The 14,276-nt window shown below is 57.9% G+C and carries 12 protein-coding genes; 11 read left to right on the forward strand and 1 reads right to left on the reverse strand.

Features of this window, described 5'->3' with window-relative positions; all coding sequences use genetic code 11:
* Window positions 1–108 precede the first annotated feature (108 nt).
* The 11 genes from ffh (at window position 109) to KGD89_RS05945 (ending at window position 13,631) form a co-directional block, all read left to right on the forward strand.
* Entirely contained in the window at window positions 109–1,485 is a 1,377-nt protein-coding gene (gene ffh / locus KGD89_RS05895) for a signal recognition particle protein (protein WP_025258883.1), read from the forward strand.
* A 248-nt stretch (window positions 1,486–1,733) separates the two neighbouring features.
* The gene (gene rpsP, locus KGD89_RS05900) at window positions 1,734–1,991 is read left to right on the forward strand and encodes a 30S ribosomal protein S16 (protein ID WP_025258884.1); all 258 of its coding nucleotides are present in this window, start codon (window positions 1,734–1,736) and stop codon (window positions 1,989–1,991) included.
* A 5-nt stretch (window positions 1,992–1,996) separates the two neighbouring features.
* Complete coding sequence (rimM, locus tag KGD89_RS05905; RefSeq protein ID WP_025258885.1) at window positions 1,997–2,536, forward strand: ribosome maturation factor RimM; 540 nt, start codon at window positions 1,997–1,999, stop codon at window positions 2,534–2,536.
* Window positions 2,537–2,541: 5 nt separating this feature from the next.
* Window positions 2,542–3,294: a tRNA (guanosine(37)-N1)-methyltransferase TrmD gene (gene trmD, locus KGD89_RS05910; protein ID WP_025258886.1), complete on the forward strand. Its 753-nt coding sequence runs from the start codon at window positions 2,542–2,544 to the stop codon at window positions 3,292–3,294.
* 44 nt (window positions 3,295–3,338) lie between these two features.
* Window positions 3,339–3,689 (forward strand): 50S ribosomal protein L19, encoded by a 351-nt coding sequence (gene rplS / locus KGD89_RS05915; protein ID WP_025258887.1) that lies wholly within the window; start codon window positions 3,339–3,341, stop codon window positions 3,687–3,689.
* Between the two features lie 102 nt (window positions 3,690–3,791).
* Window positions 3,792–4,688 (forward strand): site-specific tyrosine recombinase XerD, encoded by an 897-nt coding sequence (gene xerD, locus KGD89_RS05920; protein WP_025258888.1) that lies wholly within the window; start codon window positions 3,792–3,794, stop codon window positions 4,686–4,688.
* 132 nt (window positions 4,689–4,820) lie between these two features.
* The gene (dsbC, locus tag KGD89_RS05925) at window positions 4,821–5,561 is read left to right on the forward strand and encodes a bifunctional protein-disulfide isomerase/oxidoreductase DsbC (protein ID WP_025258889.1); all 741 of its coding nucleotides are present in this window, start codon (window positions 4,821–4,823) and stop codon (window positions 5,559–5,561) included.
* A 149-nt stretch (window positions 5,562–5,710) separates the two neighbouring features.
* Complete coding sequence (locus tag KGD89_RS05930) at window positions 5,711–7,015, forward strand: homoserine dehydrogenase (RefSeq protein ID WP_025258890.1); 1,305 nt, start codon at window positions 5,711–5,713, stop codon at window positions 7,013–7,015.
* 107 nt (window positions 7,016–7,122) lie between these two features.
* A complete protein-coding gene (gene thrC / locus KGD89_RS05935) occupies window positions 7,123–8,532 on the forward strand; it encodes a threonine synthase (protein WP_025258891.1) in 1,410 nt (469 codons plus the stop codon).
* Window positions 8,533–8,742: 210 nt separating this feature from the next.
* The gene (locus KGD89_RS05940; RefSeq protein ID WP_051427763.1) at window positions 8,743–12,267 is read left to right on the forward strand and encodes an ATP-binding protein; all 3,525 of its coding nucleotides are present in this window, start codon (window positions 8,743–8,745) and stop codon (window positions 12,265–12,267) included.
* Window positions 12,268–12,353: 86 nt separating this feature from the next.
* On the forward strand, window positions 12,354–13,631 hold the full coding sequence (locus KGD89_RS05945) for an EAL domain-containing response regulator (RefSeq protein WP_025258893.1): 1,278 nt from the start codon (window positions 12,354–12,356) through the stop codon (window positions 13,629–13,631).
* Here the strand turns inward: KGD89_RS05945 and KGD89_RS05950 are convergent.
* Window positions 13,604–14,266, reverse strand: a complete 663-nt coding sequence (locus KGD89_RS05950) for a response regulator transcription factor (protein WP_025258894.1) — start codon at window positions 14,264–14,266, stop codon at window positions 13,604–13,606. The two genes, KGD89_RS05945 and KGD89_RS05950, sit on opposite strands and share 28 nt — an antisense overlap.
* Window positions 14,267–14,276: the final 10 nt, after the last annotated feature.

Below are 14,276 nucleotides of genomic sequence, written 5' to 3' on the forward strand. Positions count from 1 at the left end.
CTTCGCTATAATCCGCGACCTGCTCAAGCCGAAGGCTCGCCGAGCGCCATTTTATTGCGGGCCGGGCCGCATCAACCGGGGTTCGACCAGAGCCTGAAAGGATCGCGCATGTTTGAAAACCTTACCGACCGCCTCTCGCAGACGCTGCGCCACGTAACTGGCAAGGCCAAGCTGACCGAGGACAACATCAAAGATACCCTGCGCGAAGTGCGCATGGCTTTGCTCGAAGCCGATGTCGCCCTGCCGGTGGTCAAGGACTTCGTCAATAGCGTCAAGGAGCGTGCCGTCGGCACCGAGGTGTCGCGCAGCCTGACACCGGGTCAGGCGTTCGTGAAGATCGTTCAGGCCGAACTCGAAAGCCTGATGGGTGCGGCCAACGAAGACCTGGTGCTTAACGTCACGCCTCCGGCGGTCGTGTTGATGGCCGGTTTGCAGGGGGCGGGTAAAACCACCACTGCTGGCAAACTTGCTCGCTTCCTTAAAGAGCGCAAGAAGAAAACCGTGATGGTCGTGTCGGTGGACGTCTATCGTCCTGCGGCCATCAAGCAGCTTGAAACCCTGGCCAATGATATCGGCGTGACTTTCTTCGCTTCCGATATCAGCCAGAAGCCTGTGGATATAGCTCAGGCTGCCATCCGCGAAGCCAGACTCAAGTTCATCGATGTCGTGATCGTCGACACCGCCGGTCGCCTGCACGTCGATGCCGAGATGATGACCGAGATCCAGGCGTTGCATGCCGAGGTGAAGCCGGCTGAAACCCTGTTCGTGGTCGATGCCATGACCGGTCAGGATGCGGCCAACACCGCCAAGGCGTTCGGCGATGCGCTGCCGCTGACCGGTGTGGTTCTTACCAAGGTCGATGGCGATGCTCGCGGCGGTGCTGCATTGTCGGTGCGTGCGATTACCGGCAAGCCGATCAAGTTCATCGGTATGGGGGAGAAGAGCGAAGCTCTGGAGCCGTTCCACCCGGATCGTATCGCGTCGCGAATTCTCGGCATGGGCGACGTCCTCAGCCTTATCGAGCAGGCCGAGCAGACTCTGGATAAAGAGAAAGCCGACAAACTGGCCAAGAAGCTCAAGAAGGGCAAGGGCTTCGACCTCGAAGATTTCCGCGATCAGTTGCAACAGATGAAGAGTATGGGCGGCCTTGGCGGCCTCATGGACAAACTGCCCAGTATCGGTGGCATGAACATTTCTCAGATGGGCAATGCCCAGGGCGTGGCCGAGAAGCAGTTCAAGCAGATGGAAGCCATCATCAACTCGATGACGCCGGCCGAGCGTCGTGACCCGGATCTGATCAGCGGTTCGCGCAAACGCCGTATCGCCATCGGTTCGGGTACTCAGGTTCAGGACATCGGGCGTCTGATCAAGCAGCACAAGCAGATGCAGAAGATGATGAAGAAATTCTCCGCCAAGGGCGGTATGGCAAAAATGATGCGCGGCATGGGTGGAATGTTCCCTGGCGGCGGCATGCCAAAAATGTGATTGCGTCGCGCGCAAGAGGCTTTGCGCGCATTCAATTCTGGAGGCCTGGCCTCCAGCAATCCCGCGTCATGCGGGACTCAACCTGCTGTCTCACGACAGTTTCATTGCAAATCTGGATGGCACGCCGGCCTGCGCCGGAAAAAGTCATTTGCAAAAGTCGGGATATTCCTTAGAATATGCGGCCTTTCGGGCACCCATGCCCGCTGTGCATCTTAGATTTGCAGCACCGACTACAGGAACGATGTTCAATGCTAACCATCCGTCTTGCCCTTGGCGGCTCCAAAAAGCGCCCGTTTTACCACCTGACCGTAACCGACAGCCGCAACGCTCGTGACGGTTCTCACAAAGAACAAATCGGTTTCTTCAACCCGATTGCTCGTGGTCAGGAAGTTCGTCTGTCCGTCAACGAAGAACGCCTGAACTACTGGCTGGGCGTTGGCGCTCAGACTTCCGAGCGCGTTGCCCAGTTGATCAAAGAGCACAACAAGGCTAAGGCCGCGGCCTGAAACCTATGAATGCGACGCCTGCATCTGCCGACGATCTGATCGTCATAGGCAAGATTTTCTCGGTTCATGGCGTTCGCGGCGAAGTGAAGGTTTATTCCTTTACGGATCCGATTGATAACCTGCTGGACTACACGACCTGGACGCTGCGGCGCGAAGGGCGGGTGGAAAAACAGGTCGAGCTGGTCAGCGGACGCTTGCAAGGCAAGTTCCTGGTCGCAAAGCTCAAGGGGCTCGATGATCGCGACGAAGCTCGTCTTCTGTCCGGTTGCGAAATCTGCGTGCAGCGTAGCCTGTTCCCTGATCTGGACGATGGCGAGTACTACTGGTACCAGCTTGAAGGCCTGAAGGTCATCGACACGCTCGGGCAATTGCTCGGCAAGATCGATCACCTGCTTGAAACCGGCTCGAACGATGTAATGGTGGTCAAGCCCTGCGCGGGCAGTCTGGATGATCGCGAGCGTCTGTTGCCCTATACGGAGCAATGCGTGCTGGCAATCGACCTTGACGCCGGCGAGATGAAGGTGGATTGGGATGCGGACTTCTGAATGCCATGGCTAGCCTACGCATAGAAGTCATCAGTTTGTTCCCGGAGATGTTTTCCGCCATCAGCGAATACGGCATTACCAGCCGTGCGGTGAAACAGGGGCTCTTGCAGCTCACTTGTTGGAATCCGCGGGACTACACCACTGATCGTCATCACACTGTGGATGATCGCCCATTTGGCGGTGGTCCGGGCATGGTGATGAAGATCAAGCCTCTTGAGGATGCTCTGGTTCAGGCCAGGCAGGCTGCAGGAGATGCGGCGAAGGTAATTTACCTGTCGCCACAAGGCCGCAAGCTGAATCAGTCTGCGGTGCGCGAACTGGCGCAGGAGGAAGCGATTATCCTCATCGCCGGTCGTTATGAAGGCATTGACGAGCGTTTTATTGATGCTCATGTCGATGAAGAGTGGTCGATTGGCGACTATGTATTGTCCGGTGGCGAGCTACCGGCAATGGTGCTGATCGACGCGGTTACGCGACTGCTGCCTGGAGCTTTAGGGCATGTGGACTCCGCGGAGGAAGATTCCTTCACGGACGGTCTGCTGGATTGCCCGCACTACACCCGACCTGAGGTGTATGCGGATCAGCGTGTTCCCGACGTGTTGCTAAGTGGCAATCACGCGCACATCCGGCGTTGGCGTTTACAGCAGTCCCTTGGGCGGACCTATGAACGACGCGCCGATCTTCTGGAAAGCCGCTCGCTTTCTGGAGAAGAGAAGAAGCTGCTGGCGGAATACATCCGCGAGCGGGACGATAGTTAACGTATCGATGGTCGATCCAGACGGATTACCTTAGGAGCACCAGCATGACTAACAAAATCATTCTTGCCCTCGAAGCAGAGCAGATGACCAAAGAAATCCCTACCTTTGCCCCAGGCGATACCATCGTCGTTCAGGTGAAAGTAAAGGAAGGCGATCGCGCGCGTCTGCAAGCGTTTGAAGGCGTTGTAATCGCCAAGCGTAACCGTGGCGTGAACAGTGCTTTCACTGTTCGTAAAATCTCCAACGGTGTTGGCGTTGAGCGTACTTTCCAGACCTACAGCCCGCAAATCGACAGCCTGGCTGTGAAACGTCGCGGCGACGTTCGCAAGGCCAAACTGTACTACCTGCGTGACCTGTCCGGTAAAGCAGCTCGCATCAAAGAAAAACTGTCCTGATACAGTCTTTCGATGCATAAAAAAGCAGCCTTCGGGCTGCTTTTTTGTTGTGTGTCGTTTAATCATGCAACTCATCTGTCGCCACACGGCTTACGAGTGAAAATGTCTGCTATCGACCACCCACTGATCGACCGTTTTCTGGATGCGCTCTGGCTGGAAAAAGGTTTGTCCGATAACACCCGTGACTCTTATCGCAGTGATCTGGCCCTGTTCAATGGCTGGCTGCAGGAGCGCAACGTTGATCTGATCGAAGCCGGGCGTGATGTGATTCTCGATCACCTGTCCTGGCGAATGGATCAGGGTTACAAGCCCCGTTCGACGGCCCGCTTTCTGTCCGGAGCCCGTGGTTTCTATCGCTACCTGCTGCGTGAGCGGCTGATCGCTGTCGATCCGACCTTGCTGATCGATATGCCGCAACTGGGCAAGCCACTGCCCAAATCCCTGTCCGAAGCCGATGTGGAAGCCCTGCTGGCGGCGCCTGATCTGAGCGAGCCGATCGGTGAGCGTGACCGGGCGATGCTGGAGGTGCTTTATGCCTGTGGCCTGCGGGTCACTGAGCTCATCAGCCTGACTCTGGAGCAGGTCAATCTGCGTCAGGGTGTCCTGAGAATCATGGGCAAGGGCAGTAAGGAAAGGTTGGTGCCCATGGGAGAAGAGGCTATTGTCTGGGTCGAACGGTACATGCGCGGTGCTCGTGACGAGCTGCTGGGCGGACGTCCCAGTGATGTTCTGTTTCCCAGCCTGCGTGGTGAGCAAATGACGCGGCAGACCTTCTGGCATCGCATCAAGCATCAGGCAGCGGTCGCGGGTATCAGCAAGTCACTGTCGCCCCATACCTTGCGTCATGCCTTTGCCACTCATTTGCTCAATCATGGTGCCGACTTGCGGGTCGTCCAGATGTTGCTGGGTCACAGTGATCTGTCCACGACACAGATTTATACCCATGTTGCCCGGGCTCGCTTGCAAGAGATGCATGCCAGGCACCATCCACGGGGCTGATCCTGATTTAAGTTGTGTTTGTCCGGGTCGGTGTTACAGGCCTTATGTGATAGGCTTTGGCGGTTTCACAGACTGAAGTCGGCGTCAGTGTTTTTCAGCGCCGCCGGTCTGTCCGCCGTTATAGGAGTTTTCATGCGCTTGCCTCATATTTTTGCTGCCGCCATTGTTGCCCTGGCCGGCTCTTTCAGTGCCTTTGCCGTGGCCGATGCAGTACCCGATCAAGCCATTCGCAAGACGCTGGAATCGCTTCAACTGGAGTTGCCTGTAGAAAGCATTGCAGCCAGCCCGCTCAATGGCCTCTATGAAGTCAAGCTCAAGGGCGGCCGCGTTCTTTATGCCAGTGCCGACGGCCAGTTCGTGGTGCAGGGTTACCTGTTCCAGATCCAAGACGGCAAGCCGGTCAACCTGACCGAGAAGACCGAGCGTCAGGCGATCTCGAAGACCATCAATGGCGTTCCAGTCGCCGAGATGGTGGTTTATCCGGCCATTGGCGAAACCAAGTCGCACATCACCGTTTTCACCGACACCACCTGCCCTTATTGCCACAAGCTGCATGAGGAAGTAGGGCAGTTGAACAAGATGGGGATCGAGGTTCGCTACCTGGCTTTCCCGCGTCAGGGTCTGGGCTCGCCGGGCGACCAGCAACTGCAGGCGGTCTGGTGCTCCAAGGATCGCAAGGAAGCCATGGACCGCATGGTCGATGGCAAGGACATCAAGGCGCCGAAGTGCGAGAACCCGGTGACCAAACAATTTGCAATGGGCCAGTCGATTGGCGTGAACGGTACGCCGGCCATTGTTCTGGCTGATGGCCAGCTGATTCCTGGTTATCAGCCGGCTGCCCAGATTGCCAAGCTGGCGCTGGGTGCCAAATAATCCTGCATCGTCACAGTCTGGTCAGGAAAGCCTCATGGGCATGGGGTGACGCCTTGGCGTCACCCCGCTAAAAAATTGGAGTCGCATGGTGACATGCGGCTGTTTTCCACGGCCGACTTCGGTGCGGCCGTTTTTCGGGGAGTTCATCAGTGAAACCGGTCAAAGTAGGCATCTGTGGGCTGGGTACTGTCGGTGGCGGTACCTTTAACGTACTTCAGCGTAACGCCGAGGAGATTGCCCGCCGTGCCGGGCGTGGAATCGAAGTTGCGCAAATTGCGGTTCGTACACCAAACCCCAACTGCCAGATTACCGGTACACCCACCACCAGCGACGTATTCGCCGTGGCGGAAAATCCTGAAATCGATATCGTCGTCGAGCTGATCGGTGGCTACACCGTCGCCCGTGAGCTGGTGCTCAAGGCCATCGAAAACGGCAAGCACGTGGTGACCGCCAACAAGGCGCTGATCGCGGTACATGGCAATGAAATCTTCGCCAAGGCCCGTGAAAAGGGCGTGATCGTGGCCTTCGAAGCCGCTGTTGCGGGCGGTATCCCGGTCATCAAGGCCATCCGTGAAGGCCTGTCGGCAAACCGTATCAACTGGGTTGCCGGGATCATCAACGGCACCGGTAACTTCATCCTCACCGAAATGCGCGAGAAAGGCCGTACTTTCCCGGACGTCCTGGCTGAAGCCCAGGCCCTGGGTTACGCCGAAGCCGATCCGACCTTCGACGTGGAAGGCATCGACGCAGCCCACAAGCTGACGATTCTGGCTTCCATTGCATTCGGTATCCCGTTGCAGTTCGACAAGGCCTACACCGAAGGCATCACCAAGCTGACCACTGCCGACGTGAACTACGCCGAAGCCCTGGGCTATCGCATCAAGCACCTGGGCGTTGCCCGCAGCACGGAGCAGGGTATCGAGCTGCGGGTTCACCCGACGCTGATCCCGGCCGATCGCCTGATTGCCAACGTCAATGGCGTGATGAACGCTGTCATGGTCAATGGCGATGCTTCGGGTTCGACCCTGTTCTACGGTGCTGGTGCCGGCATGGAGCCAACGGCTTCTTCCGTGGTGGCGGATCTGGTGGACGTCGTGCGTGCCATGACTTCCGACCCTGAAAATCGCGTACCTCACCTGGCGTTCCAGCCCGATTCTCTGTCCGCTCACCCGATCCTGCCGATCGAGGCGTGCGAAAGTGCCTATTATCTGCGCATCCAGGCCAAGGACCATCCGGGCGTGCTGGCGCAGGTTGCAAGCATCCTGTCCGAACGCGGCATCAATATTGAATCGATCATGCAGAAGGAAGTCGAAGAACAGGACGGCCTGGTTCCGATGATTCTGCTGACGCACCGCGTACGCGAGCAGCGCATGAACGATGCGATCACGGCGCTTGAAGCCTTGCAGGATGTGGTAGGCCCCGTTGTGCGGATTCGTGTCGAACATCTGAATTAATTGATAGCGGCAAGCGACAAGCTGCAAGCTGCAAGTCAGAAGCCCGTGTGCTCTTGCTTGAAGCGTGTAGCTTGAAACTTGCAGCTCAAACCAAAGGTTTGAAAAAAATGCGCTACATCAGTACCCGCGGCCAGGCGCCAGCGTTGAATTTTGAAGATGTGTTGCTTGCAGGTCTCGCCAGCGATGGCGGCCTGTACGTGCCGGAAAACCTGCCACGTTTCACTCAGGAAGAAATCGCTTCCTGGGCTGGCCTGCCGTATCACGAGCTGGCTTTCCGGGTCATGCGTCCTTTCGTGGATGGCTGCATCCCGGATGCCGACTTCAAGAAGATCCTCGAAGAAACCTACGGCGTATTCGCCCACAGTTCGGTTGCGCCGCTGCGCCAGCTGGGCGGCAACGAGTGGGTACTTGAGCTGTTCCACGGCCCGACCCTGGCGTTCAAGGACTTCGCCCTGCAATTGCTCGGCCGTCTGCTGGATTACGTGCTGGCCAAGCGTGGCGAGCGAGTGGTCATCATCGGTGCCACTTCCGGTGATACCGGCTCTGCGGCGATTGAAGGCTGCCGTCGTTGCGACAACGTCGATATCTTCATCCTGCACCCCAACAAGCGTGTTTCGGACGTTCAGCGCCGCCAGATGACCACCATCTTCGGCGACAACATCCACAACATCGCCATCGAAGGCAACTTCGACGACTGCCAGGAAATGGTCAAGGCCAGCTTCGCTGACCAGGGCTTCCTCAAGGGCACCCGTCTGGTAGCGGTCAACTCGATCAACTGGGCGCGGATCATGGCCCAGATCGTCTACTACTTCCACGCGGCCCTGCAGTTGGGCGGCCCGGCACGTTCGGTATCGTTCTCGGTGCCTACCGGCAACTTCGGCGACATCTTCGCCGGTTACCTGGCACGCAACATGGGGCTGCCGGTCAATCAACTGATCGTCGCGACCAACCGCAACGACATCCTGCACCGCTTCATGAGCGGCAATCAGTACGTCAAGGAAACCCTGCACGCCACGCTGTCGCCTTCGATGGACATCATGGTGTCGTCGAACTTCGAGCGTCTGCTGTTCGATATGCATGGTCGCAGTGGTGCAGCCATTGCCGGTCTGATGGACACCTTCAAGCAGGGTGGCGGTTTCAGTGTCGATGAAGATCGCTGGACCGAAACACGCAAGCTGTTCGACTCGCTGGCGGTCAGCGACGAACAGACCTGCGAAACCATCGCCGAAGTGTTTGCACGTACCGGTGAAGTGCTGGATCCGCACACCGCAATCGGCGTCAAGGCCGCACGCGATTGCCGTCGTAGCCTCGACACGCCAATGGTGATCCTGGGCACTGCCCATCCGGTCAAATTCCCTGAGGCAGTGGAGAAGGCAGGCGTAGGAAAAGCGCTTGAGCTGCCTGCACATTTGTCTGATTTGTTCGAGCGCGACGAGCGCTGCACTGTTTTGCCAAATGACCTCAAAGCCATGCAGGCCTTTGTCAGCCAGCACGGTAACCGCGGAAAACCGTTATAACCGAATCGTTGTGTAACAACTTAGGGCCCGCCACTTGGCGGGCCTTCTCGTTTTCCCGTGCCAAACTTTGGAGGTTTTCAAGTCTCTACGGATGAGTCAGTTGTTGTGAAACAGGCAAGTATGCAAAGTCGGGTCAGGGTGACCGGCAACCTGATCATTGAACGTGCAGGGCGCACGATTTTATTCCTGCTGTTGCTGTGTCTCGGCCAGATGGCGGGTGCAGCACAGAGTCTGCCTTTTGCACTGAGCGCGCCTTTTGTGGTGCTGGAGGATCTGCATCTGGAGGATGCGGATCGCCAGTGGCTGGAGCAGCGCAAGGTTTTGCGGGTCGGTATTGCGATTGCCGACTACGAGCCGGTCGATATCACCAGCGACCGTAATCGCTATCAGGGCATCAGCGCCGATTACCTCAGCCTGATTGGCGACAAGCTGAACATGCCGATCCAGGTGACCGGTTTTGCCGAGCGCGATCATGCCATTGCCGCACTGCGCAGAGGCGCCATTGATATTGTTACCAGCGCCAACGGTTTCGAGCGCGGGGTGAAGGGCCTGGAGTTTTCCAGCGTCTACATGCCCGATCATTCGGTAGTGGTCACACGAGGCAGTGATCCGGTCCCGTCGCGCAGGCTGGAAGGTAAAAAAGTCGTATTGCTCGACGGATATGCCGACTCGAAAACCGTTCATGCCACCTATCCCGACAGCGAAATCATTATCGCTCCCAACCTCTACAGCGCCCTTGAGGCCTTGAGCCAGGGTGAGGTCGACGCCTTTATCGGCAATGAAGTGATCGTGCGTTCCTACAATGCCTTGCGGCCTTACCTGGGCTTGCAGGTCAAGTTTGAAAGCGCATTGCCGTCAGTGGGGTTTGCGTTTGCCGTACGCCAGGACGAACAGCGGCTATTGAGTCTGATAAACCGGGTATTGAGCAGTCTCGACCCCTCCGTGGGGCGTGAAGTGCTGGGGCGCTGGACCCAGGGGCTGGGAGCTGATGTGGTCGGGCAACGTATCACGCTCTCTGGAGCGGAAAGACGCTGGGTTGCCAAGCACCCCAGCGTAACGGTCTCGACCACCCAGCATCCGCCCTATATCTACAAGGACAACAACGGCAATTGGGTCGGCCTCAATGTCGATGTGCTGGCGCGGATCTCGCGCATGACCGGCCTGCAGTTCGTTCACAAGGAAGTGTCCTCAACCCAGGACAGCATCGAGGTGTTGAAGGCCGCAGAGGCTGAGATGAATACAACCCTGGCCGAAAATGCCGAGCGCAGGCAGTTTCTGGATTTCACCTATTCGTTCGGTGGCAATAGCTGGGTCTTTGTCGTGCGCTCCGACAGCTCTTCGCAAGTGTCCCTCAGCAGCCTTTCCGGACGAGTACTGGCATTGCCGGCCAGGCATGCGCTGGAGGAGGAGATCCAGCGCAACTTCCCGAACATCCAGCTTCGACTGGTCCCCACTTATGCCGAGGCACGCAAGCTGGTGGAAACCGGGCAGGCCGATGCCACGATCCAGAACGAAGCGGGCGCCTATCTCTTTCCGCCCGGCAGTTTGAAAGTGGCGCGCGGTGTCGACGGCAAATGGTCTCCCGATCAGTTTTCGGTGATCAAGTCGCAACCCGAACTGCTCAGCATCCTGAACAAGGCTCTGGAGGCGTTTCCGGTGGCCGAGATGCGCTCCATCCGCATGAAGTGGCTGGGCTCTGTCCTGCCTCAGCCGTCGATCTGGAGCCGGATTCCGCAATGGGTGTTCTGGTGGGTGATGCTTGCCTTGTTGCTCGGTGTGGTTTCTCTGGCGTGGAGCAGCCGTCTCAAGGTACAGATTCGTCAGAGGCTCAAGGCCGAGCGGCAGCTCAACGACCAGTTGGCCTTCAAGCATGCGCTGTTCGATGGCATCCCCAATCCCATTTATGTCCGCGACCTCAAGGGGCGGCTTATCTCCTGCAACCGCAGCTATGAAGAAAGCTTCGGGATCAGCTTCGAGCAAATGAACGGTCGCCGTCTGATCGATATCGACCTGATTCCGCGCTCGGTGTCCGAGCAGATGCATGCCGACTATCTCAGGCTTCTGGAAACCAGGTGCCCGATATTCGCCGACAGGACCATGGAGCTGTCTGGCAGACATGTCGATGCATGGCACTGGACCGTTCCTTTCTTTGGTGCCGATGGCCAGTTGCAGGGACTGCTGGGTGGCTGGGTCGATATCACCGAACGCAAACGGCTGGAGGCGAGGCTGGAGGAAGCGCTGCGCCACGCTGATCAGGCCAGTGAAGCCAAGAGTGCTTTTCTGGCCAGCATGAGTCACGAGATCCGTACACCCATGGGTGCCATCATCGGTCTGCTGGAGCTTGAGTGCGAACAGGCATTGCGCCGGAATGAAACGCCTTCGCAAGGGGTGCAGGTGGCGTGTCGGTCGGCCAGAGAGCTTGTCGCCCTGATTGGCGACAGCCTTGATCTGGCGAGGATCGAGGCGGGCGGGATGCAACTGTCGCAGTCCGTGACCGGGCTTTACTCTTTTTTTGAAGGCATTGTTCAACTGTTCTCGGCCCAGGCCGCGCAGAAAGGAATAGCGCTGAAACTGGAGTTTACAGAGCAGGCCCATGGCGACTACTGGCTCGACCCTTTACGTCTGCGCCAGGTGATGCATAACGTGCTCGGCAATGCCCTGAAGTTCACACAGCAGGGTTCGGTGGTGATTACCGTCGGTGTGCTTGAAGAACACGGCGAGTCGTCGCGAGTACACATCAGCGTCCAGGACAGCGGGACAGGTATCGATCCCCATCGCCAGGAGCAGATCTTCCAGCCATTCATTCAGGCCAGTGACGATATTGCAGCCCGCTACGGCGGCACCGGGCTGGGTTTGAGCATCTGCCGACGGCTTGTTGAACTGATGAATGGCGACATCAGCCTGTACAGTGAGCCGGGGCAAGGCACCCGGGTGACCGTCAATGTGCCACTTGCCAGAGTGAAATGCCTGACGAGCGTGCAGAGTGAACCCCGCCAGCAAGGCCGCAGTGTGGGTGAGCGGAGTCTGCATCTGCTGGTGGTAGATGATATGTCAGCCAATCGTCTGGTGCTGACCCAGCAACTGGAGTTTCTCGGCCATCAGGTCGTACCCGCCGAAGGCGGTGCCCAAGCCCTGACTCTGTGGCGCGAGGGCGCATTCGATGCGGTCATCACGGACTGCAACATGCCGGGTATTACCGGCTACGCACTGACTGAGGCTATCCGCACTATCGAAGTGCAGGAAAAGCGTGCACGTTGTCCGGTCATTGGCTGTACGGCCAATGCGATGACGGACGAAGGTGAGCGCTGCAAGCGCATTGGCATGGATGGGTTGCTGGTCAAGCCGCTGTCTCTGGAGCGATTGTCGATGAAGCTGGCAGAGGTTGTCCGCGAGCAGACATTCGATATCCATACCTTGCGGCGCATGACCCAGGCCAATGATGAGCAGATACAGCGCCTGTTGGGAGAGTTATGGAAAAACCTGAGGCATGAGCGTGAGGTCATGCAGCCTGCGGTCGGTGCCCATGACTGGAAGACCCTGAGTGCTTCCCTGCACCGCCTGAAGGGAGCCGCCTGCCTTGTGGATGCCGTACCACTGGCCAAGGCTTGCGCCTCGCTCGACGTCAGTGTGAAGAGTGAGTCCGGTTCGACCTTGAGCGAACACTGGCCGGTGCTGGATGCTTCCATCGAAAACCTGCGAGCGGATATTGAATTGCAGTTGGTGCAGGTGCCCTGATTTTTTAGGACTTGTCTTATGGGGCATGCCCGATCGGCCCTCTAGAGTAAGGTCACTTTCACCTCGATGTGATCTGGAAAATGACCATGCGCGCTCTCAAAGTTCTGATCCTTGAAGACAACCCTTTCCAATTGATGGCCCTGCACCAGATGCTCAACGCCAATCAGGTGTTCCAGGTGTTGGCCGCAGACAGCGTCGAAGTCGCCCGGCAATCGTTGCTCAATCGGGGAGGGGTCGATATCGCCATCTGTGATCTGCAGATGGATGGCGCGGATGGCCTGGATTTGATCGCTCATCTGGCTCGAAGTGGCCAGGCTCGGGCGCTGATCATTCTCAGCAGTGCTTCGAAGTCGGTGCTCGATGGCGTGGTTCAATTGGCCCGCAGTCAGGGGCTCGAGGTATTGGGGGGCTTGCAGAAGCCGGCTTCGGCAGCCCGGTTGTACGATTTGCTCCAGGCATATGGGCACTTGCCCCACGCTCCGGCTCAAAGCGTATCGAAGTCTCAACATGTTTTCTGTGCCGGGCAACTGCTTGGTCCACAGGCCGGTGAGATCAGCCTGGATATGCTGTCACTGGCCGAGCAATGGATCGCCCACTTTCAACCCAAGGTCAGTGTCGATGGTGAGGTACTGGGCGTCGAGGCGCTGGTCCGCTGGCAGCATCCCGTACATGGCCTGTTGGCACCCGGCAGTTTCATGTCGATGATTGAAAACGAAGGGTTGATCGTGCCGTTGACCTGGCGAGTGCTTGAGCTGGCTCTGCAATTGTCTGCCGACGTCAGGTTCCGGCAGGGCGAGGCGTTGCCTGTGGCCGTGAATATTGCACCGCAGGTGCTTGAGCAGACGGATTTTGCTACGCGAATCACGGGGCTTCTGGTCCTGTATGAACTACCGGCAAGCATCCTGACTCTGGAAGTGCTCGAGCATGACGCCCTGGAGCCTCAGTCCTGGCAACTTGAGGCGCTGCTGCGTTTGCGCATGCTGGGCTGCAAGTTGTCCATCGATGACTTCGGGATGGGAGCATCGAACATCCAGCGGCTGTTACAGCTACCGTTCTGCGAACTGAAAATCCCGACCGAGTTCGTGCGAGGCATGGCGGACGACGCTCGCAAGTCGGCGGTCGTCGCCGGGGCGATGTTCATGGCTCGCCGCCTGTCGATGGACGTGGTGGTGGAAGGTGTGGAAACCATCGATGACTTTCACAGCCTGATGGTGCTGGAGGCCCCTGCCATTCAGGGCTATTTCATTTCTCGGCCATTGAGTGCGGCAGACCTGCTGGTCTGGCTTGCCGAGCGCAAGAGGAACAAACCGCAGGCGGTATCCCGCAAGACGGCGGGTCAGGACAGCCCATGTTCCTGCAGGTAAATGAACAGTGCTGCTTCGTTGCCCAGGCCGAGCTTGCGCATGGCGCTGACTTTCTGGGCGCTGACGGTTTGCTTGCTGCGGTTCAGTTGTGTGGCGATTTCACCGACGGTGTTTCCGGCTGCGAGCAGGCGAACGACTTCCAGCTCCCTGGGTGACAACTGTTCAAGCGGCTTCGGTCTGTCAGTTCCATGATCCCCTGCCTTCAGCAGAACCCGGTGTACCGAGTCGGCCATGAACACTTCCTGTCGGCGGATGCTCCTGATGGCGGCAGGCAACTCGCTCGCCACGCTGGCCTTGCTCAGTAACCCTTTGACATTGAGCGCCAGCATCGCCTGGAACAGTCCCGGGTTGCTCAATGTTGTCACCACGATAACCGGCAGTTGCGGGAAGTCGCGATGAATGCGCTGCAGCAGGCGTAAACCATCGTTCTGCCGTTCGGCTGGCATCATGAAGTCCGTGACCAGCACATCGCACTCATGGTTCTTGAGCATCAGCAGCAGTTCGTTCGGGGTACAGGCCTGTGCCACGACATGGGCGGTGTTTTCCTGCTCGATCACCACGCGCAGACCGATCAGAAAAATCGGATGGTCATCGGCCAGGATGATGCGCAAGGGATGATCAGCGGAAGCGCTCAAGGTATTGCTC

It is taken from the genome of Pseudomonas cichorii (assembly GCF_018343775.1).
GTDB lineage: Bacteria > Pseudomonadota > Gammaproteobacteria > Pseudomonadales > Pseudomonadaceae > Aquipseudomonas > Aquipseudomonas cichorii.

What these genes read in the sequence shown, in the direction of transcription:
- rplS (WP_025258887.1), top strand. Translation starts at nt 3,339, where the DNA reads ATGACTAACAAAATCATTCTTGCCCTCGAAGCAGAGCAGATGACCAAA.
- ffh (WP_025258883.1), top strand. Translation starts at nt 109, where the DNA reads ATGTTTGAAAACCTTACCGACCGCCTCTCGCAGACGCTGCGCCACGTA.
- xerD (WP_025258888.1), top strand. Translation starts at nt 3,792, where the DNA reads ATGTCTGCTATCGACCACCCACTGATCGACCGTTTTCTGGATGCGCTC.
- dsbC (WP_025258889.1), top strand. Translation starts at nt 4,821, where the DNA reads ATGCGCTTGCCTCATATTTTTGCTGCCGCCATTGTTGCCCTGGCCGGC.
- trmD (WP_025258886.1), top strand. Translation starts at nt 2,542, where the DNA reads ATGGCTAGCCTACGCATAGAAGTCATCAGTTTGTTCCCGGAGATGTTT.
- KGD89_RS05945 (WP_025258893.1), top strand. Translation starts at nt 12,354, where the DNA reads ATGCGCGCTCTCAAAGTTCTGATCCTTGAAGACAACCCTTTCCAATTG.
- rimM (WP_025258885.1), top strand. Translation starts at nt 1,997, where the DNA reads ATGAATGCGACGCCTGCATCTGCCGACGATCTGATCGTCATAGGCAAG.
- rpsP (WP_025258884.1), top strand. Translation starts at nt 1,734, where the DNA reads ATGCTAACCATCCGTCTTGCCCTTGGCGGCTCCAAAAAGCGCCCGTTT.
- KGD89_RS05940 (WP_051427763.1), top strand. Translation starts at nt 8,743, where the DNA reads ATGGCGGGTGCAGCACAGAGTCTGCCTTTTGCACTGAGCGCGCCTTTT.
- thrC (WP_025258891.1), top strand. Translation starts at nt 7,123, where the DNA reads ATGCGCTACATCAGTACCCGCGGCCAGGCGCCAGCGTTGAATTTTGAA.